This is a genomic window from Streptomyces sp. NPDC040405, from assembly GCF_055595765.1.
The window spans coordinates 1,369,724-1,395,141 of the sequence record NZ_JBVIVI010000001.1 but is presented as its reverse complement, the minus strand read 5'-3'; the positions used below and the strand labels follow the sequence as shown (position 1 = coordinate 1,395,141).

General features: G+C 71.0%; 1 protein-coding gene (cut by a window edge). It reads left to right on the top strand.

Features of this window, described 5'->3' with window-relative positions; all coding sequences use genetic code 11:
* Window positions 1–90 precede the first annotated feature (90 nt).
* Window positions 91–25,418: the 5' portion of a type I polyketide synthase gene (locus ACZ59A_RS05505; RefSeq protein WP_470953818.1), read on the top strand. It continues 13,639 nt past the right edge of the window; the window shows 25,328 of its 38,967 coding nt (coding positions 1–25,328); it begins with the start codon at window positions 91–93; its stop codon lies beyond the right edge, outside the window.

Sequence of the window (25,418 nt, the reverse complement as noted above, 5' to 3'; positions counted from 1 at the left end):
GTATCCCGTCCCCCTGCCCTGTGTAAGGCTGACCTACGGTCTAGGTGTATGTCTTGCGAGGTAATGGGGCGCGTGATGGTGAGTGAGTCCGTGGATTTGACGCCCGAGCACACGGAAATACAGGTCGCCGCCCCCGACGGACCCTCCCCCTGGCGGGACCAGCTCACCGCCCTCCCCGAGTCCGAGCGCGCCGAGGCCCTCACCGCATGGGTCGGCGAGGTCGTCGCACAGGCCCTCAAGGACAAGGCGCCGGACGTCCTCGACCCCGAGCGTCCCTTCCTCGACCTCGGCTTCGACTCCCTCGCCACGGTCGACCTGCACGCTCGGCTGACCGCCGCCACCGGGCTGCGGCTGCCGGTCACCCTCGCCTTCGACCACCCCACCCCGGCCGACCTCGCCCGCCGTCTGCGCACCGAACTGCTCGGCGCCGACGACACCTCAGACGCCCCCTCGGACGACTCCACCGCGGCCCCGATCGCCCCCGACGAGCCCATCGCCATTGTCGGAATGAGCTGCCGATTCCCCGGTTCGGCCGGTTCCCCCGAAGAACTCTGGGAAATCGTCGCGGGCGGAAAAGACGTCATCTCCGAATTCCCGGTGGGCCGGGGCTGGGATCTCGCCGGGCTTTACGACCCCGACCCGGACAAGGCGGGCAGCAGCTATACCCGCGAAGGCGGATTCCTGCACGACGCCGATGAGTTCGATCCGGCGTTCTTCGGAATTTCCCCGCGCGAGGCCCTCGCGATGGATCCGCAGCAGCGGCTGCTGCTGGAGACCTCATGGGAGGTCTTCGAACGGGCCGGGATCGACCCCGCGACCCTCCGGGGCGGCCGGGCCGGTGTGTTCGTCGGCGCCGAGACCCAGGACTACGGCCCCCGGCTGCACGAGGCCGAGCAGGGCTTCGAGGGCTATCTGGTCACCGGCAACGCGGCCAGCGTCGCGTCCGGCCGCATCGCCTACACCTTCGGCTTCGAAGGCCCCACCGTCACCGTCGACACCGCGTGCTCGTCGTCGTTGGTGGCGCTCCACCTGGCCGTCCAGGCGCTGCGCACGGGCGAGTGCACCATGGCGCTCGCCGGTGGTGCGGCGGTCATGGCCAACCCCGGTTCGTTCATCGCCTTCAGCCGCCAGCGCGGCCTGGCCGCCGACGGCCGCTGCAAGCCGTTCGCCGCCGCCGCCGACGGCACCGCCTGGGGCGAAGGCGTGGGCATGCTGCTGGTGGAGCGGCTGTCCGACGCGCAGCGCAACGGCCACCGGGTGCTGGCCGTCGTACGCGGCACCGCCATCAACCAGGACGGCGCCAGCAACGGCCTCACCGCCCCCAGCGGCCCCGCCCAGCAGCGGGTCATCCGCCAGGCGCTGGCCGGTGCGGGGCTTTCCGCTGGTGATGTGGATGTGGTCGAGGCGCACGGTACGGGGACGACGCTGGGCGACCCGATCGAGGCGCAGGCGCTGCTCGCCACGTACGGGCAGGAGCGGCCGGAGGGGCAGCCGCTGTGGCTCGGCTCGCTCAAGTCGAACGTCGGCCACACCCAGTCCGCGGCCGGTGTCGGCGGCATCATCAAGATGGTCATGGCGATGCGCCATGGAGTGCTGCCGCGCAGCCTCCACATCGACCAGCCGTCCCCGCACGTCGACTGGACCACCGGCGACATCGAGCTGCTGACCGAGGCGCGGCCCTGGCCGGAGAACGGCCGTCCGCGCCGAGCCGGTGTCTCCTCCTTCGGCATGAGCGGCACCAACGCCCACGCCATCATCGAGCAGCCGCCCGCCGCCGAAGAGGGCGCCGAAGACGTCACCGGGGACCCCGCCCCCGCCGTACTGCCCTGGGTCCTGTCGGCCAAGACCACCGACGCCCTCCGCGACCAGGCCGAGCGGCTGCACGCGCTGCTGGAGTCCGACCCGGGCCTCGCCCTCACCGACATCGGCCACTCCCTGGCCACCACCCGCGCCACCTTCGAGCAGCGCGCCGTGCTCCTCGCCGACGGCAGCGATGGCAGCGACGGCCGCGACGGTCGCGGGGGAGTCCTCGACGCGCTGCGCACCCTGGCCGCGGGCGGCGACACACCGTCCGTCGTCCGGGGCGCCCCCGCCGCCGGAAAGCTCGCCCTGCTGTTCACCGGCCAGGGCAGTCAGCGCCTCGGCATGGGCCGCGAGCTGTACGACACGTACCCCGTCTTCGCCGAAGCCCTGGACGACGCCTGCTGGTACCTCGAAGAGCAGCTGGAACACCCGCTTCTCGATGTGCTCTTCGCCGAGCAGGGATCGCCCGAGGCGGCGCTCCTCGACCGCACCGACTACACCCAGCCCGCCCTGTTCGCCGTCGAGGTCGCGCTCTACCGCCTCGTCGAGTCCTGGGGGCTGCGTCCCGACCTGCTCGCCGGACACTCCATCGGCGAGATCGCCGCGGCCCATGTGGCCGGGGTGTTCTCCCTGGAGGACGCCGCCGCGCTGGTGGCGGCGCGCGGCCGTCTGATGCAGGAGCTTCCGGCCGGTGGCGCGATGGTCGCGGTGCAGGCGTCGGAGGACGAGGTGGCGCCGCTGCTCGGTGAGCGGGTCTCGATCGCCGCTGTGAACGGGCCGACTTCGGTGGTCGTCTCGGGCGACGAGGACGCTGTCGCCGAGGTCGCGGCGGCGTTCGAGGAGCAGGGCCGTAAGACCAAGCGGCTCACGGTCAGCCACGCCTTCCACTCCCCGCTCATGGACGACATGCTCGCCGAGTTCCGGCGCGTCGCCCAGGTGCTGGAGTACGCCCCGCCGCGCATCCCCGTGGTCTCCACCGTCACCGGGCGCCCCGCCACCGCCGACGAGCTGTGCTCGCCCGAGTACTGGGTACGCCACGTCCGCGACGCGGTGCGCTTCCTCGACGGCGTCCGCACCCTGGCCGACAAGGGTGCCACCACCTTCCTGGAGCTGGGCCCCGACGCGGTGCTCACCGCCATGGCACAGGACTGTCTGCCCGAGGCCGACGGCACCGTGTACGCCGCCGCGCTGCGCGGTGCGCGCCCCGAGGCCGAGACCCTGACCGCGGCGGTGGCGCTGGCGTACGTACGGGGCAAGAAGGTCGACTGGGCCGCCCCGTACGCCGGTACCGGCGCCCGCCGCGTCGACCTGCCCACGTACGCCTTCCAGCGCCAGAGCTACTGGCTCAACGCCCCCGTCCCCACGGCGGCCGTCGCCACTTCGGGCGGTGTGGTCGACGGGCGCTTCTGGGATGTGGTGGAGCGCGGGGACGTGGCCGCGCTGGCCGCCGAGCTGGCGGTGGATCCGGGGCTCTCGCTCGGTGAGGTGCTGCCCGCGCTGTCGTCGTGGCGGCGGCAGGAGGCGGTGCGTGCGGCGGTCGATGCTTGGCGTTACGGGGTGTCGTGGCGGCCGGTGAGGGACCGGTCCGCCGGGGTGCCGGACGGTTGCTGGGTGGTGGTGGTTCCGGCCGGTGAGGCCGAGGGCGAGTGGTCCGCGGGTGTGGTGCGGATGCTGGCCGAGCGTGGCGTGGAGGTGCGGCTCGTAGAGCTGGGTGCCGGGGATGACGACCGGGCGGCGGTGGCCGAGCGGCTGCGCGCGGCGGTCGGCGATGCGGCGGTGACGGGTGTGGTGTCGCTGCTGGCCCTCGGGGGCGGCGAGGGGCTGCTGCGTACGGCTGCTGTGACGCAGGCGCTGGGCGATGCGGGTGTCGGTGCGCCGTTGTGGGTGGCGACGCGTGGCGCGGTGTCGGTGGGCCGTTCGGATGGCGCGGTGGTGCCGGGCCAGGCTTCGGTGTGGGGTCTGGGCCGGGTGGCGGCGTTGGAGCTGCCGGAGCGCTGGGGTGGTCTGGTCGATCTGCCGGAGTCGGTGGATGAGCGGGCGTTGGCGCGGCTGGCGGGGGTGCTGGCCGGGCTTGGTGGCGAGGATCAGGTCGCGGTGCGCGCTTCGGGCGTGTTCGGACGTCGGCTGGTGCGGGCGTCCGGCTCGGCGTCGGATGGCTCCTGGACTCCGGGTGCTGGGTCGGTGCTGGTCACGGGCGGTACGGGTGCATTGGGCGCCCGCGTGGCGCGGTGGCTGGTGGCGAACGGTGCCGAGCATGTGGTGCTGAGCAGCCGCCGTGGGCTGGACGCTCCGGGCGCGGTGGAGCTGCGCGATGAGCTGGTGGAGTCGGGCGCGCGGGTGACCGTGGCCGCGTGCGATGTGGCGGACCGGAACGCGCTGGCGGAGCTTCTGGCGTCGCTGCCGGACGAGCTTCCGCTGACCGGCGTCATCCACACGGCCGGTGTCCTGGACGACGGCGTACTGGACTCGCTCACCCCCGAGCGGTTCGCCTCGGTACTCCGTGCGAAGGTCGACGCCGCGCGCCACTTGGATGAGCTGACGCGTGACCTGGATCTGTCGGCGTTCGTGCTCTTCTCGTCCATCAGTGGTTCGGTGGGTGCGGCCGGTCAGGGCAACTACGCGGCGGCCAATGCCTACCTGGACGCGCTGGCCGAGCGGCGGCGCGCCGAAGGGCTGGTGGGGACGGCTCTCGCGTGGGGTCCGTGGGCCGACGGTGGCATGGCGGCGGACGACGCGCTGGAGCGGCGTATGCGTCGCGAGGGCCTGCCGCCGATGGCGCCGGAGCTGGCGCTGGCCGCTCTTCAGCAGGCGCTCGACGCCGATGACACGTGCGTGACCGTCGCGGACGTCGACTGGGACCGCTTCGTCGGCACCCTCACCGCCGTACGGCCGAGCCCGCTCATCGCCGACCTCCCGGAGGTCGCCGCACCGCAGGCCGGGCAGCAGTCCGCGACCGGACCGTATGGCGGACGCGTGATCACCGACGCCGACGCCGCCTCGCCCCTGGGGGAGCGGCTCGGCGGACTGCCGCGCGCCGAACAGGACCGTGCGCTGCTGGAGTTGGTCCGTACGCACGTCGCGGGCGTGCTGGGGCACGACGGGGCCGACGCGGTCGAGGCGGGGCGCGCCTTCAAGGAGCTGGGTTTCGACTCGCTCGCCGCCGTCGAACTCCGCAACCGGCTCGGCGCCGCCACCGGTCTGCGGCTGACCGCCACGCTCATCTACGACTACCCGTCGTCGGCCGCGCTGGCCGAGCATCTGCGGACGGAGCTGGTCGGCACCCGGAGCGCCACGGCCGAGACCGGCCACGTCGCCGGGGCCGTCGAGGACGACCCGATCGCCATCGTGGCGATGAGCTGCCGTTTCCCGGGTGGAGTGCGTTCGCCCGAGGAGCTGTGGCAGCTGCTGACGGCGGGCGGGGACGCGGTAGCCGAGTTCCCGGACGACCGTGGCTGGGACCTGGCGGGGCTGTACGACCCGGACCCGGACCGTCTGGGCACCTCGTACACGCGCGAGGGTGGTTTCCTCTACGACGTCGCCGACTTCGACGCCTCGTTCTTCGGGATTTCGCCGCGTGAGGCCCTCGCGATGGATCCGCAGCAGCGGTTGCTGCTGGAGACGTCGTGGGAGGCGTTCGAGCGGGCGGGTATCGACCCGGTGGCGCTGCGCGGCAGCCGTACCGGCGTCTTCGCGGGGACCAACGGGCAGGACTACGCCGGGCTCGTATCCGCCACGCCCGAGGGGCTTGAGGGCCACGTGGGCACGGGCAACGCGGCGAGTGTGGTGTCCGGGCGGATCTCGTACACCTTCGGGCTTGAGGGCCCGGCGGTGACGGTGGACACGGCGTGTTCGTCGTCGCTGGTGGCCCTGCACATGGCGGTGCAGGCGCTGCGGAGTGGTGAGTGCTCGATGGCGCTGGCCGGTGGTGTGACGGTGATGTCCACGCCGGAGGCGTTCGTCGACTTCAGCCGTCAGCGGGGGTTGGCTGCGGATGGTCGTATCAAGGCGTTCGCGGCCGGTGCGGATGGCACGGGCTGGGGTGAGGGCGTCGGCATGCTGCTGGTGGAGCGGCTGTCGGACGCGCGGCGCAATGGTCACCCGGTGTTGGCGGTCGTGCGTGGTTCGGCGATCAACCAGGACGGTGCGTCGAATGGTTTGACGGCGCCGAATGGTCCGTCGCAGCAGCGGGTGATCCGGCAGGCGCTGGCCGGTGCGGGGCTTTCCGCTGGTGATGTGGATGTGGTCGAGGCGCACGGTACGGGTACGACGCTGGGCGACCCGATCGAGGCGCAGGCGCTGCTGGCCACGTACGGGCAGGAGCGGGATGGGGAGCAGCCGTTGTGGCTGGGTTCCATCAAGTCCAACATCGGGCACACGCAGGCTGCCGCCGGTGTCGCGGGCATCATCAAGATGGTGCTCGCCATGCGGTATGGCGTGTTGCCGCAGACGTTGCATGTGGACGAGCCGTCGCCGCACGTGGACTGGGCGTCGGGTGCGGTGTCGCTGCTGAGCGAGGCCCGGGAGTGGCCGGAGACGGGCCGTCCGCGCCGTGCGGGTGTGTCGTCGTTCGGGCTCAGTGGCACCAACGCGCACACCATCATCGAGCAGGCCCCGGTGGTGGACGGGCCGGTTGAGGTGGCCGAGCCGGGTGGTCTGGGCGGTGTGCTGCCGTTCGTGCTGTCGGCGAAGAACGCCGGGGCGCTGCGGGAGCAGGCTGCGCGGTTGCGGGAGTTTGTGGAGTCGCGGCCGGAGGCTGGGCTGCTCGATGTGGCTCACGCCTTGGCTGTCGGGCGCGCTGCTCTGGAGCGGCGTGCGGTGCTGAGCGTTGGTGGCCGGGATGAGCTGCTGCGGACGCTTGACGTGCTGGCAGAGGGCGAGTCTGTCTCGGGTGTGGTCGAGGGGACGGTCGCCGAGGGCAAGCTGGCGTTCCTGTTCACGGGGCAGGGCAGCCAGCGGCTGGGGATGGGCCGCGAGCTGTATGACGCCTTCCCGGTGTTTGCCGATGCGCTGGATGAGGTGTGTGCGCATCTGGACCTGCACCTTGAGCGGCCGTTGCGGGATGTGCTGTTCGGGGATGATGCGGGGGTGTTGGACCAGACGGGGTTCACGCAGCCTGCGTTGTTCGCGGTTGAGGTGGCGCTGTTCCGTCTTGTTGAGGCGTGGGGTCTGACGCCGGACTTCCTGTCGGGGCACTCGATTGGTGAGTTGGCTGCCGCGCATGTGGCGGGTGTGCTGTCGCTTGAGGACGCTTGTGCGCTGGTGGCGGCTCGTGGGCGTCTGATGCAGGAGCTTCCGGTCGGTGGCGCGATGGTTGCGGTGCAGGCGTCGGAGGACGAGGTTCTGCCGCTGCTTGGTGAGGGTGTGAGCATTGCCGCCCTCAACGGGCCGTCGTCCGTGGTCATCGCGGGTGATGAGGATGCGGTTCTGGAGATCGCTTCCGGTTTCGAGGCGAAGGGTCGTAAGGCCAAGCGGCTCACCGTGAGCCATGCGTTCCATTCGCCGCGTATGGACGGGATGCTGGATGCGTTCCGTGCGGTGGCGGAGGGGGTGTCGTACGAGGCGCCGCGTATCCCGATCGTGTCGAACCTGACCGGTGATGTCGTCTCCGCCGAGGAGATCACGACTGCCGACTTCTGGGTGCGGCATGTCCGCGAGGCGGTGCGTTTCCTCGATGGCGTGCGTGCTCTGGAGGCTCAGGGCGTTACTACGTACGTCGAGCTGGGCCCCGATGGTGTGCTCACCGCGATGGCGCAGGAGTGCGTGACCGGCGGCGACGCTGCCTTCGCGTCCGTCCTGCGCAAGGACCGCCCCGAGGCCGAGGCGCTGACGGCCGCCGTCGCGCGTGCGTACGTCCGTGGCGTGCCGCTGGACTGGGACGCCGTCTTCGGCGGAACGCGTGCCCGCATCGAGCCCGCCGAGCTGCCGACGTATGCCTTCCAGCGCCAGCGGTACTGGCCCAGCGCCGCCGCCCTCGCGGCGGGTGACCCGGAGTCGATCGGGCTGGGCGACATCGACCATCCGCTCCTCGGCGCCGCCGTCGCGCTCGCGGACGCCGATGGCCTCCTGCTCACCGGGGTGCTCTCCACCCGTACCCACCCGTGGCTCGCCGACCACGTGGTCATGGGCAGCGTGCTGCTGCCCGGTACGGCCTTCGTGGAGCTGGCGAGCGCCGCGGGCGCGCAGGTGGGTTGTGAGCGGTTGGACGAACTGACTCTTGAGGCCCCGCTTGTGCTGCCGGAGCACACCGGGGTGCGGGTGCAGCTCGTGGTGGAGGGGCCGGACGAGTCCGGTCGTCGTTCCTTCAGTCTGCATTCGCGGCGGCAGGACGCGCTGGGGACGGAGCCGTGGACGCGGCATGCCGCGGGTGTGCTCGCGGTCGGGGTCCGGGGTGCTGAGCTGGATGAGCTGGGTGTGTGGCCGCCGCAGGGTGCCACGCCGATCGCGGTCGAGGGGCTGTACGAGGAGCTGGCCGGGGTGGGGCTCGGCTATGGGCCGGTGTTCCGGGGGCTCAAGGGCGCCTGGCGGCTCGGTGGGGACCTGTATGCCGAGGTCGGTTTTCCCGAGGACGCGCCGCTGACGTCGGGCGCCGAGGCCGAGGCGTTCGGCCTGCACCCGGGCCTGTTGGATGCCGCGCTGCATGCCATCGGCCTCGACAGCCCTGCCCGTGCGGCGGAGTCGGTGGAGGGTCCGCTGCTTCCGTTCGCGTGGAGTGGTGTGCAGTTGCACGCGGCGGGGGCCGGTGCGCTGCGGGTGCGGCTGTCCGAGCAGTCGACGAATGCGGTGTCGCTGCTGGTGGCTGACGGTACGGGGCGTGCGGTGGCCACGGTCGAGTCCGTGGCGCTGCGGGCGGCGTCGGCCGACCAGGTGCGGGCGGCCCGGGGTGGGCTGCACGAGTCGCTGTTCCGGCTGGAGTGGTCGCCGGTTCCGGCACCCGCGACGGGTGCGGCGACGTGTGACTGGGCGGTGCTCGGTGCGGATGCGGGGGAACTCGCTTCGCTGGAGAGCGGGTTCGGGCCCGGGATCCGGGTGGCGGCGTATGACGATCTGTCGGCGCTGAGCGCGGCCGTCGGCGCCGGGGTGTCCGTGCCGGACGCCGTGGTGCTGGCCGGTCTTGGCGGCGGTCGTGATGACGCGTTGGCCGTGCACGAGGCGACGCAGGCCATGCTCACGTTGCTGCAGGCGTGGCTGGCTGATGAGCGGTTCGTCGGGTCGCGGTTGGTGTTGCTGACCCGGGGTGCGGTGGAGACCGAGCCGGGTGCGGGTGTGGTGGATCTCCCGCAGGCCGCGGTGCGTGGTCTGTTCCGTTCCGCGCAGTCGGAGAACCCTGGCCGTCTGGTGCTGCTGGATGCGGACGGCGAGGAGGGTTCGTACCGTTCGGTGCCTGCCGCGCTGGGCATGGACGAGGCGGAGCTGACGTTGCGCGGGGGTGCGGTGCTCGCGCCTCGGCTGGCCCGGGTGCCGGTCAGCGCCGACGCCGATGCCAACGCCGACGCCGACACCGATTCGGCTCCGTCCTTCGATGAGGACGGCACGGTGCTGATCACCGGCGCCTCGGGCTCTCTGGGCGCTCTGTTCGCTCGTCATCTGGTCTCGGCTCATGGTGTGCGGCGGCTGTTGCTGGTCAGTCGCCGTGGCGCTGGCGCGGACGGTGCGGAGGAGTTGGGTACCGAGCTGGCGGCGGCTGGTGCCGAGGTGACCTGGGCGGCGTGTGATGTGGCCGACCGGGAGGCGCTGGCCGGGACGCTGGCGGCCATTCCGGCTGAGCATCCGTTGAGCGCTGTGGTGCATACGGCGGGTGTGCTGGATGACGGCATTCTTGGCTCGTTGACTGCTGAGCGGGTGGCGGGGGTGTTGCGTCCGAAGGTGGATGCGGCGCTGAATCTGCATGAGTTGACGCGTGACCTTGATCTGTCGGCGTTTGTGTTGTTCTCCGGGGCGGCGGCGGTGTTCGGCGCTCCGGGGCAGGCGAGTTACGCCGCGGCCAACTCCTTCCTGGAGGCGCTTGCTCAGCAGCGGGTGGCGCAGGGGCTCCCCGCCACCGCCCTGGCCTGGGGTCTGTGGGCCGGTGCGGGCATGGGCAGCGGGCTGGATGAGGTGGGTCTGCGGCGTATCGCGCGTGGCGGAGGCGCCCCGATCGCCGCTGATGAGGGGCTTGCCCTCTTCGACGCGGCCTGGGCCGACGGCTCGGCGGTGCTGTTCCCGATGCGGGTCGACTACGCGGGGCTGCGTACCGAGGCCAACGCGACCGGCACCGTACCGGCCCTGTTCCGCGGCCTGGTGCGGGCCCCGGTCCGGCGGGCGGCCACTGCGGCCGTCACCGCCGACGGCTCCACCCTCGCACGGCGCCTGGCCGGGCTCACGCGGCCCGAACAGGACCGTGAGCTGCTGGACTTGGTGTGCGGGCGCGTCGCCGCGGTGCTGGGGCACAGCGGGGCCGATGTGATCGAGGCCGGGCGGGCGTTCAAGGAGCTGGGCTTCGACTCGCTGACGGCGGTCGAGCTGCGCAACGACCTCAAGTCCGTGACCGGACTGCGCCTCCCGGCCACGCTTGTCTTCGATTACCCGACCCCGACCGCCCTCGCCGGTTATCTGCGCGAGGAACTGGTGGGCGCCGAGGAGGCCGTGGCACCCGCCCTCACCAGGGGCGCGGGCGCGGTGTCGGCGGTGGAGGACGACCCGATCGTCATCGTCGGCATGAGCTGCCGCTTCCCGGGTGGTGTGAGCACGCCCGAGGAGCTGTGGGACCTCGTCGCCGCGGGTGGCGACGGCATCTCCGGCTTCCCCGTCGACCGCGGCTGGGACCTGGACGGCCTGTACAACCCGGACCCCGACCACGCGGGTACGTCGTACACCCGCGAGGGCGGCTTCCTGCACAACGCTGCCGACTTCGACCCGGACTTCTTCGGGATCTCGCCGCGTGAGGCCCTCGCCATGGATCCGCAGCAGCGGTTGCTGCTGGAGACGTCGTGGGAGGCGTTCGAGCGGGCGGGCATCGACCCGTCGACCGTGCGCGGCAGCCGGACCGGCGTGTTCGCGGGCGTCATGTACCACGACTACCTCACTGGTACAGCCGACATCCCCGATGGCGTCGAGGGCTACATCGGCACCGGGAACGCGGGCAGCATTGCCTCCGGTCGGGTGGCGTACACCCTGGGCCTTGAGGGCCCGGCGGTGACGGTGGACACGGCGTGTTCGTCGTCGCTGGTGGCGCTGCACCTGGCGATTCAGGCGCTGCGTTCGGGCGAGTGCACGATGGCGCTGGCCGGTGGTGTGGCGGTCATGGCCACCCCTGAGACGTTCGTGGACTTCAGCCGTCAGCGCGGCTTGGCCACGGACGGCCGGTGCAAGTCCTTCGCGGCGGCCGCGGACGGTACGGGCTGGGGCGAAGGCGCGGGCATGCTGCTCGTGGAGCGGCTGTCGGACGCCCGTCGCCATGGTCATCCGGTTCTTGCCACCGTGCGTGGTTCGGCGATCAACCAGGATGGTGCGTCGAATGGTCTGACGGCGCCGAACGGGCCGTCGCAGCAGCGGGTCATCCGGCAGTCGCTGACCAGTGCGGGGCTTTCCGCTGGTGATGTGGATGTGGTCGAGGCGCACGGTACGGGTACGACGCTGGGTGACCCGATCGAGGCGCAGGCGCTGCTGGCCACGTACGGGCGTGACCGGTCGGGTCAGCCGTTGTGGCTGGGGTCCATCAAGTCGAACATCGGGCACACGCAGGCGGCGGCCGGTGTCGCGGGTGTCATCAAGATGGTGATGGCGATGCGGCACGGTGTGCTGCCGCAGACGCTGCACGTCGATGCGCCGTCCTCGCAGGTCGACTGGGCGGAGGGCGCGGTCTCGCTGCTCACGGAGGCGCGGGAGTGGCCGGAGACCGATGGCCGTCCGCGTCGTGCGGGTGTGTCGTCGTTCGGCATCAGTGGCACCAACGCGCACACCATCATCGAGCAGGCGCCGGCGATCGAGACCCCGGCCGTGGTGTCCGAGTCGGACGCCCCCGGTGGCATGCTGACGTGGCCGCTGTCGGCCATGGGCCAAGAGGCCCTGCGCGACCAGGCCCGCCGCCTGCGCGACCGGCTGAGCGTCGCCGACGAGACGGACGACCTCGCCGACATCGGCTACACGCTGGCCACCGGGCGTACGGCGTTCGAGGACCGTGCGGTGCTGGTGGCCGATGGTCGTGAGGGTTTCCTGCGTGCTCTGGAGGCGTTGGCTTCCGGCGAACCGGCCACGGGTGTGGTGCAGGGCTCGGTGGTGCCGGGCAAGGTGGCGTTCCTGTTCACGGGGCAGGGCAGCCAGCGGCTGGGGATGGGCCGTGAGCTGTACGAGGCGTACCCGGTGTTCGCGGAGGCGCTGGACGCCGTATGCGATGAGCTGGACGCGCATCTTGAACGGCCGCTGAAGACGGTGCTGTTCGGGGATGATGCCTCGGCGCTGGACCGGACCGGGTTCACGCAGCCTGCGTTGTTCGCCATCGAGGTGGCGCTGTTCCGGCTGGTCGAGGCGTGGGGTGTGCGGCCGGACTTCCTCTCCGGGCACTCCATTGGTGAGCTGGCTGCCGCGCATGTGGCGGGTGTGCTCTCGCTGGCGGATGCCTGCCGGTTGGTGGCGGCGCGTGGTCGGTTGATGCAGGAGCTTCCGGCCGGTGGCGCGATGATCGCGGTGCAGGCGTCGGAGGACGAGGTTCTGCCGCTGCTCGGTGAGGGTGTGAGCATTGCCGCCCTCAACGGGCCGTCGTCCGTGGTCATCGCGGGTGACGACGATGCTGTGGTTGAGGTCGCGGCGTCGTTCGAGGCTCAGGGCCGTAAGACCAAGCGGCTCACGGTGAGCCATGCGTTCCACTCGCCGCGCATGGACGGGATGCTGGAGGCGTTCCGTGAGGTGGCGGAGGGGCTGTCGTACGAGGCCCCGCGCATCCCGATCGTGTCGAACCTGACGGGTGAGCTGGTCTCTGCTGAGGAGATCGCGACTGCCGACTTCTGGGTGCGGCATGTCCGTGAGGCTGTGCGTTTCCTCGACGGTGTGCGGACGTTGGAAGCGCAGGGCGTGACCACCTTCGTCGAGCTCGGGCCCGACGGTGTGCTGTCCGCGATGGGGCAGGACTGTCTCACCGAGGGCGCGGCCGCGACGGCTTTTGTCGCCGTTCTGCGTGAGGGTCGTTCGGAGGCCGGGACGCTGGCCGGTGCTCTTGCCACGTTGCAGGTCCGGGGTGTGGCCTTGGACTGGGAGGCGTTCTACGCGGGGGCTGGTGCGCGTCGGGTGGAGCTGCCGACGTATGCCTTCCAGCGTCGGCGGTACTGGCTGGATGTGTCGACGGCCACGGTCGCCTCCGGTGCCGCGGCGCTGGATGCCGTGGATGCTCGTTTCTGGGATGCGGTGGAGCGTGGGGATCTGGAGTCGCTTGCTGCGACGCTGGGTCTTGGTGACGAGGACAATGGCGCTCTGGAAGCCCTGTTGCCGTCGATGTCGTTGTGGCGTCGGCGGCAGTCGGAGCGTTCGACGGTGGATGGCTGGCGTTATCGGGTGTCGTGGAAGCCGGTCACCGACCGTGCTGCCGCTTCTCTGAGTGGTCGTTGGCTGGTCGTTGTACCGGCGGGATCGGCTGGGTCCGCGTGGGCGGCCGGTGTCGTCGGGATGCTGGACGACCGTGGTGTCGAGGTGCGGCAGGTCGAGCTGGCTGCCGATGAGGACCGTGCCGCGGTGGCGGAGCGGTTGACCTCGGCCGTGGGTGACGAGGCCGTGACCGGTGTGGTGTCCTTGCTGGCCCTCGCTGAGGGTGACGCGCTGCTGACCACGGCGGCGCTGGCCCAGGCGCTGGGCGATGCGGGCATCGGCGCGCCGCTGTGGGTGGCCACGCGTGGCGCGGTGGCTGTGGGCCGTTCGGATGGCGCGGTCAGCCCGGTGCAGGCGCAGCTGTGGGGTCTGGGCCTGGCGGCGGCGCTGGAGCTGCCCGAGCGCTGGGGTGGTCTGGTCGACCTCCCGGCGACGGCTGATGACCGTGCGGTGGCGCGGCTGGCGGAGGTGCTGGCCGGGGTCGGTGGCGAGGACCAGGTCGCGGTGCGGGCGTCGGGCGTGTTCGGGCGCCGCCTCGTACGAGCCACATCGACCGCGTCGTCCGACGGGTCCTGGACACCGGGCGCCGGTACGACTCTGGTGACCGGTGGCACGGGTGCGTTGGGTGCGCGCGTGGCCCGCTGGCTGGTGGCGAATGGCGCTGGGCATGTCGTGCTCACCAGCCGTCGTGGGCTGGAGGCTCCGGGTGCGGTGGAGCTGCGGGACGAGCTGGCCGCGTCCGGTGCCCGAGTGACGGTGGCCGCCTGCGATGTGGCGGACCGGGATGCGCTCGCGGAGCTGCTGGCTTCCGTCCCGGAGGAGTTGCCGCTGACCGGCGTGTTCCACACGGCCGGTGTGCTGGACGACGGCGTGCTCGACGCGCTGACGCCCGAGCGCTTTACGACCGTGCTGCGCGCCAAGGTGGGCGCGGCGGCGCATCTCGATGAGCTGACGCGTGAGCTGGATCTGTCGGCGTTTGTGCTGTTCTCCTCGATCAGTGGCACGTTCGGTGCCGCGGGTCAGGGCAATTACGCCGCTGCCAACGCCTCCTTGGACGCGCTGGCCGAGCGTCGGCGTGCCGAGGGCTTGCCTGCTACGTCGATCGCCTGGGGTCCGTGGGCCGAGGGCGGCATGGCCGCGGACGATGCCCTGGAGCAGCGGTTGCGCCGTGGCGGTCTGCCGCCGATGGACGCGGAGGTGGCGATCGCCGCCCTTCAGCGGGTGCTGGACGTGGACGACGCGGCGGTTGCCGTCGCGGACATCGACTGGGCCCGGTTCGCGCCGGACCTCACTGCCGTACGTCCGAGCCGCCTGATCGCGGAGTTCGCGGACGTGGCGCAGCCGGGGCAGGACGCTGGTGGCGCTTCCGCCGAGGGTGGGCTTGCCGCGCGGCTTGCCGGGCTGGGTGAGGCCGAGCGGGACCGGTTGCTGCTGGATGTGGTCCGTGGCCAGGTGGCCGCGGTGCTGGGTCATGACGGCTCGGAGTCGATCGGCGTCGATCGGGCGTTCAGTGAGCTGGGCTTTGACTCGCTCACGGCAGTGGAGCTGCGTAACCGGCTGATCGCGGCGACGGGTGTTCAGCTGCCCGCGACGCTGGTCTTCGACTATCCGACGGCGTCGGCTCTCGCGGGTTACCTGCGTACTGAGCTGCTGGGCGTGGATGTCGCGGCTACCGGTGGTGTGGTTGCGCCGACGGTTGCGGTGGCCGACGATCCGATCGCGATTGTGGCGATGAGCTGCCGTTTCCCGGGCGGGGTGCGTTCGCCCGAGGAGCTGTGGGAGTTGCTGTCGGCGGGTGGGGACGCGATCGCGGACTTCCCGGATGACCGTGGCTGGGACCTGGCGGGGCTGTACGACCCGGACCCGGAGCGTCAGGGCACCTCGTACACGCGCGAGGGTGGTTTCCTCTACGACGTTGCCGACTTCGATGCGGCATTCTTTGGCGTGTCGCCGCGTGAGGCGCTGGCCATGGATCCGCAGCAGCGGTTGCTGCTGGAGACGTCGTGGGAGGCGTTCGAGCGGGCGGGCATCGACCCGGCCACTGTGCGTGGTCAGCAGGTCGGTGTGTTCGCCGGAACCAACGGACAGGACTACCTGTCGCTCGAGCGGGCGTCTGACGGGCTTGAGGGCCATTGGGGCACCGGTAACGCGGCGAGTGTGGTGTCCGGTCGGGTGGCGTACACCTTCGGGCTTGAGGGCCCGGCGGTGACGGTGGACACGGCGTGTTCGTCGTCGCTGGTGGCCCTGCATATGGCGGTGCAGGCGCTGCGCTCGGGCGAGTGCTCGATGGCGCTGGCCGGTGGTGTGACCGTGATGTCCACGCCCGACAACTTCATCGACTTCAGCCGTCAGCGTGGGCTGGCTGCGGATGGTCGTATCAAGGCGTTCGCGGCCGGTGCGGATGGCACGGGCTGGGGCGAGGGCGCGGGCATGCTGCTCGTGGAGCGGCTGTCGGATGCTCGCCGCAACGGCCACCCGGTGCTGGCGACGGTACGTGGCTCGGCGATCAACCAGGATGGTGCGTCGAATGGTCTGACGGCGCCGAATGGTCCGTCGCAGCAGCGGGTGATCCGGCAGGCGCTGGCCGGTGCGGGGTTGTCGGCCGCTGATGTGGATGTGGTCGAGGCGCACGGTACGGGTACGACGCTGGGCGACCCGATCGAGGCGCAGGCGCTGCTGGCCACGTACGGGCGTGACCGGTCGGGCCAGCCGTTGTGGCTGGGGTCCATCAAGTCGAACATCGGTCACACGCAGGCCGCCGCCGGTGTCGCGGGCATCATCAAGATGGTGCTGGCGATGCGGCATGGCGTGTTGCCGCAGACGTTGCATGTGGACGAGCCGTCGCCGCACGTGGACTGGGCGTCGGGTGCGGTGTCGCTGCTGACCGAGCGGATGGGCTGGCCGGAGACCGGCGGTCCGCGCCGCGCGGGCGTGTCCGCGTTCGGTATCAGCGGCACCAATGCGCACACCATCATCGAGCAGGCGCCGCCGGTCGATGAACCGGTTGAGGTGGCCGAGCCGCGTGGTCTCGGCGGTGTGCTGCCGTTCGTGCTGTCGGCGAAGAACACCGAGGCGCTGCGGGAGCAGGCCGCGCGGTTGCGGGCGTTTGTGGAGTCGCGGCCGGAGTCGGGGCTGCTCGATGTGGCTCACGCCTTGGCGGTCGGGCGCGCTGCTCTGGAGCGGCGTGCGGTGGTCAGCGTTGGTGGCCGGGATGAGCTGCTGCGGACGCTTGATGCGCTGGCAGAGGGCGAGTCTGTCTCGGGTGTGGTCGAGGGGACGGTCGCCGAGGGCAAGCTGGCGTTCCTGTTCACGGGTCAGGGCAGCCAGCGGCTGGGGATGGGCCGCGAGCTGTATGACGCTTTCCCGGTGTTCGCGGATGCGTTGGATGAGGTGTGTGCGCATCTGGACCTGCAGCTTGAGCGACCGTTGCGGGATGTGCTGTTCGGGGACGATGCCTCTGCGCTGGATCAGACCGGGTTCACGCAGCCTGCGTTGTTCGCGGTTGAGGTGGCTATGTTCCGGCTGGTCGAGGCGTGGGGTCTGACGCCGGACTTCCTCTCCGGGCACTCCATTGGTGAGTTGGCTGCCGCGCATGTGGCGGGCGTGTTGTCCCTTGAGGACGCGTGCACGCTGGTTGCGGCGCGTGGGCGGTTGATGCAGGAGCTTCCGGCTGGTGGCGCGATGGTCGCGGTGCAGGCGTCGGAGGACGAGGTTCTGCCGCTGCTCGGTGAGCGGGTGAGCATTGCCGCCCTCAACGGGCCCACAGCGGTGGTCATCGCGGGCGACGAGGACGCTGTGGTTGAGATCGCGGCGTCGTTCGAGGCTCAGGGCCGTAAGACGAAGCGGCTGACGGTCAGCCATGCGTTCCATTCGCCGCGTATGGACGGGATGCTGGAGGCGTTCCGTGCGGTGGCCGAGGGGCTGTCGTACGAGGCCCCGCGCATACCGATCGTCTCCAACCTCACCGGGGACGTCGTCTTCGCCGAGGAGATCACGACCGCCGACTTCTGGGTGCGGCATGTCCGCGAGGCGGTGCGTTTCCTCGATGGCGTGCGTGCTCTGGAAGCGCAGGGTGTGACGACGTTCGTCGAGCTGGGCCCCGACGGTGTGCTCACCGCGATGGCGCAGGAGTGCGTGACCGGCGACGACACCGACGCCGCGTTCGCCGCCGTCTGCCGCAAGGATCGCCCCGAGGCCGAGGCTCTGCTGTCGGCCGTCGCCCGGGCGCATGTGCGTGGGGTGACGCCGGACTGGACGGCTGTCTTCACTGGTGCGGGTGCGCGGCGGGTGGAGTCGGACGAGCTGCCGACGTATGCCTTCCAGCGCCAGCGGTACTGGGTCGACGCCCCGGCACGGGCGGCCGTGGTGGCGGAGGCCGGACCGGGTTCTGCCGTTGACGGGCGGTTCTGGGATGTGGTGGAGCGTGGGGATGTAGCCGCGCTGGCTGCGGAGTTGGAGGTGGATCCGGGGCTTTCGCTGGGCGAGGTGCTGCCTGCGTTGTCGTCGTGGCGGCGGCAGGAGGTTGTGCGTTCGGCGGTGGATGGCTGGCGTTACCGGGTTTCGTGGAAGCCGGTCAGCGACCGTGCTGCTGCTTCCCTGAGCGGTCGTTGGCTGGTCGTCGTACCGGCGGGGTCGGTCGAGGATGCGTGGGCGGCCGGTGTCGTACGGATGCTGGACGACCGCGGTGTCGACGTGGTGCGGGTCGAGCTGGCTGCCGATGAGGACCGTGCTGCGGTGGCGGAGCGGCTGACCTCGGCCGTCGGCGGCGAGGCCGTGACCGGTGGCGTGGTGTCGCTGCTGGCCCTCGGGGGCGGTGATGGGCTGCTGGGTACGACTGTTGTGACGCAGGCCCTGGGCGATGCGGGTGTCGGTGCGCCGTTGTGGGTGGCCACGCGGGGTGCCGTAGCCGTTGGGCGTTCGGATGGCGCGGTCAGCCCGGTGCAGGCGCAGGTGTGGGGTCTGGGCCGGGTGGCGGCGCTGGAGCTGCCGGAGCGCTGGGGCGGTCTCGTTGATCTGCCGGAGTCGGTGGATGAGCGGGCGTTGGCGCGGCTGGCGGGTGTGCTGGCCGGGGCCGCTGGTGAGGACCAGGCCGCGGTGCGCGCTTCGGGCGTGTTCGGACGTCGGCTGGTACGGGCATCCGCGCCCGCTTCGGACAGCTCCTGGACACCGGGTGCCGGATCGGTGCTGGTGACTGGTGGCACGGGTGCGCTTGGCGCACATGTGGCGCGCTGGCTGGTGGCGAATGGCGCCGGGCATGTGGTGCTGACCAGCCGTCGTGGGCTGGAGGCTCCGGGTGCGGTGGAGCTGCGGGACGAGTTGGTGGCGTCGGGCGCTCGCGTGACGGTGGCCGCGTGTGATGTGGCGGACCGGGACGCGCTCGCGGAGCTGCTGGCCGGGCTTCCGGCGGAGCTTGCGCTGACCGCTGTTGTGCATGCGGCCGGTGTGCTGGACGACGGCGTTGTGGACACGCTGGACGCCGAGCGCCTGGAGCGGGTGCTGCGCGCCAAGGCTGCCTCCGCGCAGAACCTCCATGAGTTGACGCGTGAGCTGGACCTTTCGGCGTTTGTGCTCTTCTCGTCCATCAGTGGTTCGGTGGGTGCGGCCGGGCAGGGTAACTATGCGGCGGCCAATGCGTATCTGGATGCGTTGGCCGAGCGTCGGCGTGCCGAGGGGCTGCCTGCCACGTCGATCGCCTGGGGTCCGTGGGCCGAGGGTGGCATGGCTGCGGACGAGGCGCTTGAGCGGCGGATGCGTCGTGATGGGGTGCCGCCGATGGCGCCCGAGTCGGCCGTCGCCGCACTGCAGCGCGCGCTGGAACTCGATGACGTCGCCGTAACGGTCGCGGACATTGACTGGGAGAGCTACGCCCGCACGTTCACCGCCGTACGGCCGAGCCAGCTGATCGCCGATCTGCCGGAGGTCGGGACGCGTGGCGCGACCGGCGCCGAGACCGGACAGGTCGTCACCGACGCCAACGCTGCCTCGCCTCTCGGTGAGCGGCTGAGCGGCCTCCCGAGGGCTGAACAGGACCGTGAGCTGCTGGAGTTGGTGCGTGGGCAGGTCGCGTCGGTGCTGGGGCACGGCGGGGCCGAGGCGGTCGAGGGCGGGCGTGCCTTCAAGGAGCTGGGCTTCGACTCGCTCACGGCGGTGGAGCTGCGTAACCGCCTGAACGCGGCGACCGGGCTGAAGCTGTCCGCCACGCTGATTTACGACTACCCCAACGCGGCCGTCCTCGCAGACCATCTGCGTACGGAGCTGCTGGGCGTGGATGTCGCGGCTACTGGTGGTGTGGTTGCGCCGACGGTTGCGGTAGCCGACGATCCGATCGCGATCGTGGCGATGAGCTGCCGTTTCCCGGGCGGCGTGCGCTCGCCCGAAGACCTGTGGGAGCTGTTGACGGCGGGTGGGGACGCGATTGCGGAGTTCCCGTCCGACCGTGGCTGGGATCTGGCGGGGCTGTACGACCCGGACCCGGACCGTCTGGGGACGTCGTACACGCGTGAGGGTGGTTTCCTTTACGACGCCGGGGATTTCGACGCCTCGTTCTTCGGGATTTCGCCGCGTGAGGCGCTGGCGATGGATCCGCAGCAGCGGTTGCTGCTGGAGACCTCCTGGGAGGCGTTCGAGCGGGCGGGCATTGACCCGGCCACTGTGCGTGGTCAGCAGGTCGGTGTGTTCGCCGGGACCAACGGCCAGGACTACCTGTCGCTGCTGATGCAGGCGCCCGAGGGTCTGGAAGGCCATTTGGGCACGGGCAATGCGGCGAGCGTGGTGTCCGGGCGGGTGGCCTACACCTTCGGTCTTGAGGGTCCGGCCGTCACCGTCGACACGGCGTGTTCGTCGTCGCTGGTCGCCCTGCACATGGCCGTTCAGGCGCTGCGGAGTGGCGAGTGCTCGATGGCACTCGCGGGTGGTGTGACGGTGATGTCCACGCCCGACAACTTCATCGACTTCAGCCGTCAGCGTGGGCTGGCTGCGGATGGTCGTATCAAGGCGTTCGCGGCCGGTGCGGATGGCACGGGCTGGGGCGAAGGCGCGGGCATGCTGCTGGTCGAGCGGCTGTCGGACGCGGAGAAGAACGGCCACCCGGTGTTGGCGGTCGTGCGTGGTTCGGCGATCAACCAGGATGGTGCGTCGAATGGTCTGACGGCGCCGAACGGCCCGTCGCAGCAGCGGGTGATCCGCCAGGCGCTGGCCGGTGCGGGGTTGTCGGCCGGTGATGTGGATGTGGTCGAGGCGCACGGTACGGGTACGACGCTGGGCGACCCGATCGAGGCGCAGGCGCTGCTGGCCACGTACGGGCAGGAGCGGGATGGGGAGCAGCCGTTGTGGCTGGGTTCCATCAAGTCGAACATCGGGCACACGCAGGCGGCGGCTGGTGTCGCGGGCATCATCAAGATGGTGCTGGCGATGCGGCATGGCGTGCTGCCGCAAACGCTGCACGTGGACGAGCCGTCGCCGCACGTCGACTGGTCGGCGGGCGCGGTGTCGCTGCTGACGGAGCAGACGGAGTGGCCGGAGACGGGCCGCCTGCGCCGCGCCGGTATCTCCTCGTTCGGCATCAGCGGCACCAACGCGCACACCATCATCGAGCAGGCCCCGGTCCCGGCCCTTTCGGCCGCACTGGCCGAGGAACCCGAGTCGCGTGAGCTGGCCGCGTTGCCGTGGCTGCTGTCGGCGAAGGACGGGCAGGCTCTGCGCGCCCAGGCCGTTCAGCTGGCCGCCCATCTCCGGGCCCGTCCCGAACTGACCGCGACCGACCTTGCCTTCTCGCTTGCCACCAGCCGCGCCACGCTGGAACAGCGTGCGGCGCTCGTCACCACTGACCGTGAGACGTTCCTCGCGGGCCTGGACGCGCTGGAGCGGGGCGAGTCCGCCCCGGGCCTCATCGAGGGCTCGGTGGCCGAGCGCGGCAAGGTGGCGTTCCTGTTCACGGGGCAGGGGAGCCAGCGGCTCGGGATGGGGCGTGAGCTGTACGACGCCTATCCGGTGTTCGCCGATGCTCTCGACGCGGTGTGCGCGCATCTGGATCTGTACCTTGAGCGGCCGTTGCGGGACGTCCTGTTCGGGGACGATGCCGAGGCTCTGGATCAGACCGGCTTCACCCAGCCTGCGTTGTTCGCGGTTGAGGTGGCGCTGTTCCGTCTTGTTGAGGCGTGGGGTCTGACGCCGGACTTCCTCTCCGGTCATTCGATTGGTGAGCTGGCTGCCGCGCATGTGGCGGGTGTGCTCTCCCTTGACGACGCCGCGAAGTTGGTGGCGGCGCGTGGTCGCCTGATGCAGGAGCTTCCGGCGGGCGGCGCGATGGTTGCGGTGCAGGTGTCGGAGGACGAGGTGGTGCCGCTGCTGACCGAGCGGGTGAGCATTGCTGCCCTCAACGGGCCGTCGTCCGTGGTCATCGCGGGTGACGAGGATGCGGTTCTGGAGATCGCTTCCGGTTTCGAGGCGCAGGGTCGTAAGACGAAGCGGCTCACGGTCAGCCATGCTTTCCACTCGCCGCGTATGGACGGGATGCTGGACGCGTTCCGCGAGGTGGCCGAGGGGCTGTCGTACGAGGCGCCGCGTATCCCGATCGTCTCCAACCTGACCGGGAATGTCGTCTCCGCCGAGGACATCACGACTGCCGACTTCTGGGTGCGGCATGTCCGGGAGGCGGTCCGCTTCCTCGATGGTGTCCGCACCCTTGAGGCTCAGGGCGTGACGACTTTCGTCGAGCTGGGTCCCGATGGTGTGCTCACCGCGATGGCGCAGGAGTGCGTGACCGGCGAGGATGCCGCGTTCGTGGCCGCGCTGCGCAAGGGGCGGGTGGAGGCGGAGTCGGTGACGGCTGCCCTCGCCACGTTGCAGGTCCGGGGCGTGGCCCTGGACTGGGAGGCGTTCTACGCCGGGGCTGGTGCGCGGCGCGTGGAGCTGCCGACGTATGCCTTCCAGCGTCGGCGGTACTGGCTGGATGTGTCGACGGCCACGGTCGCCTCCGGTGCCACGGCGTTGGACGCCGTGGATGCCCGCTTCTGGGATGCGGTGGAGCGTGGGGATCTGGAGTCGCTTGCTGCGACGCTGGGTCTTGGTGACGAGGACAATGGCGCTCTGGAAGCCCTGTTGCCGTCGATCTCGTCGTGGCGTCGGCGGCAGTCGGAGCGTTCGACGGTGGATGGCTGGCGTTATCGGGTGTCGTGGAAGCCGGTCACTGACCGTGCTGCTGCTTCCCTGAGCGGTCGTTGGCTGGTGGTCGTACCGGCGGGGTCGGTCGAGGATGCGTGGGTCGACGGTGTCGTACGGATGCTGGACGACCGTGGTGTCGACGTGGTGCGGGTCGAGCTGGCTGCCGATGAGGACCGTGCCGCGGTGGCGGAGCGGTTGACCTCGGCCGTGGGTGACGAGGCCGTGACCGGTGTGGTGTCCTTGCTCGCCCTCGCTGAGGGTGACGCGCTGCTGCGTACGGCGGCGCTGACGCAGGCGCTGGGCGATGCGGGTGTCGGTGCGCCGTTGTGGGTGGCCACGCGTGGCGCGGTGGCTGTGGGCCGTTCGGATGGCGCGGTCAGCCCGGATCAGGCGCAGCTGTGGGGTCTGGGCCGGGTGGCGGCTCTGGAGCTGCCGGAGCGCTGGGGTGGTCTGGTCGATCTGCCGGAGTCGGTGGATGACCGTGCGATTGCGCGGCTGGCCGAGGTGCTGGCCGGAGCCGGTGGTGAAGACCAGGCCGCGGTACGTGCTTCGGGCGTGTTCGGACGTCGGTTGGTGCCGGCGTCCGCCTCCGCGTCGGACGGCTCCTGGACTCCGGGTGCCGGGTCGGTGCTGGTGACGGGTGGCACGGGTGCGCTGGGCGCGCACGTGGCCCGTTGGCTGATCGACAAGGGCGCCGAGCACGTGGTGCTCACCAGCCGTCGTGGGCTGGAGGCCCCGGGTGCGGTGGAGCTGCGGGACGAGCTGTCCGCGTCCGGTGCGCGGGTGACCGTGGCCGCGTGTGATGTGTCCGACCGGGACGCGCTCGCGGAGCTGCTGGCCGGGCTTCCGGCGGAGCTTGCGCTGACCGCTGTTGTGCATGCGGCCGGTGCGCTGGACGACGGCGTACTGGACTCGCTCACCCCCGAGCGGTTCGCCTCGGTGCTCCGGGCGAAGGCCGACGCCGCGTTCCATCTGGACGAGCTGACGCGTGAGCTGGACCTTTCGGCGTTTGTGCTCTTCTCGTCCATCAGTGGTTCGGTGGGTGCGGCCGGTCAGGGCAACTATGCGGCGGCCAATGCGTATCTGGATGCGTTGGCCGAGCGTCGGCGTGCCGAGGGGCTGCCTGCCACGTCGATCGCCTGGGGCCCGTGGGCCGAGGGTGGCATGGCTGCGGATGAGGCGCTTGAGCGGCGGATGCGTCGTGATGGGGTGCCGCCGATGGCGCCCGAGTCGGCCGTCGCCGCACTGCAGCGCGCGCTGGAACTCGATGACATCGCCGTGACGGTGGCGGACATCGACTGGGACCGGTTCCTCGGCGAGTTCACCGCCGTGCGAGCGAGTGTGCTCTTCGGCGAGCTGCCTGCGGCCCGTCCGGTGTCGGACGGCGCGGGTGCGCCGCGTCCGGCCGCCACCGCCGGGACCGGGACGCTGGCCGAGCGGCTGGCCGGTCTGACGGAGACCGAGCGCGCGCAGACGCTGCTGGAGTTGGTGCGTGGGCAGGTCGCGTCGGTGCTGGGGCACGGCGGGGCCGAGGCGGTCGAGGGCGGGCGTGCCTTCAAGGAGCTGGGCTTCGACTCGCTCACCGCCGTTGAACTCCGTAACCGCCTGAGCGCGGCGACTGGGCTGAAGCTGTCCGCCACGCTGATTTACGACTACCCCAACGCGGCCGTTCTGGCCGATCATCTGCGTACCGAACTGCTGGGCGTGGATGTCGCGGTGACCGGTGGTGTGGTGGCGCCGACGGTTGCGGTGGCCGACGATCCGATCGCGATCGTGGCGATGAGCTGCCGCTTCCCGGGTGGGGTGCGCTCGCCGGAAGAGCTGTGGGAGTTGCTGTCGGCGGGTGGGGACGCGGTAGCCGAGTTCCCGTCCGACCGTGGCTGGGACCTGGCGGGGCTGTACGACCCCAACCCGGAGCGTCAGGGGACGTCGTACACGCGTGAGGGTGGTTTCCTTTACGACGCCGGGGATTTCGACGCCTCGTTCTTCGGGATTTCGCCGCGTGAGGCGCTTGCGATGGATCCGCAGCAGCGGTTGCTGCTGGAGACGTCGTGGGAGGCGTTCGAGCGGGCGGGCATCGACCCGGCCACTGTGCGTGGTCAGCAGGTCGGTGTCTTCGCCGGTACCAACGGCCAGGACTACCTGTCGCTGCTTGAGCGTGCGTCTGAGGGGCTTGAGGGCCACTGGGGTACGGGCAACGCGGCGAGTGTGGTGTCCGGTCGGATCTCGTACACCTTCGGGCTTGAGGGCCCGGCGGTGACGGTGGACACGGCCTGCTCGTCGTCGCTGGTCGCCCTGCACATGGCCGTTCAGGCGCTGCGGAGTGGCGAGTGCTCGATGGCACTCGCGGGTGGTGTGACGGTCATGTCCACGCCCGACAACTTCATCGACTTCAGCCGTCAGCGTGGGCTTGCGGCGGATGGTCGGATCAAGGCGTTCGCGGCCGGTGCGAATGGCACGGGCTGGGGCGAGGGCGCGGGCATGCTGCTGGTGGAGCGGCTGTCGGATGCTCGCCGCAACGGCCACCCGGTGCTGGCGACGGTGCGTGGCTCGGCGATCAACCAGGACGGTGCGTCGAATGGTCTGACGGCGCCGAATGGCCCGTCGCAGCAGCGTGTCATCCGGCAGGCGCTGGCCGGTGCTGGTCTGTCCGTGTCCGAGGTGGACGCGGTCGAGGCCCATGGCACCGGTACGACGCTGGGCGACCCGATCGAGGCGCAGGCGTTGCTGGCCACGTACGGGCAGGAGCGGGATGGGGAGCAGCCGTTGTGGCTGGGTTCCATCAAGTCGAACATCGGGCACACGCAGGCGGCGGCTGGTGTCGCGGGCATCATCAAGATGGTGATGGCCATGCGGCACGGTGTGCTGCCGCGCACGCTGCACGTGGATGAGCCGTCGCC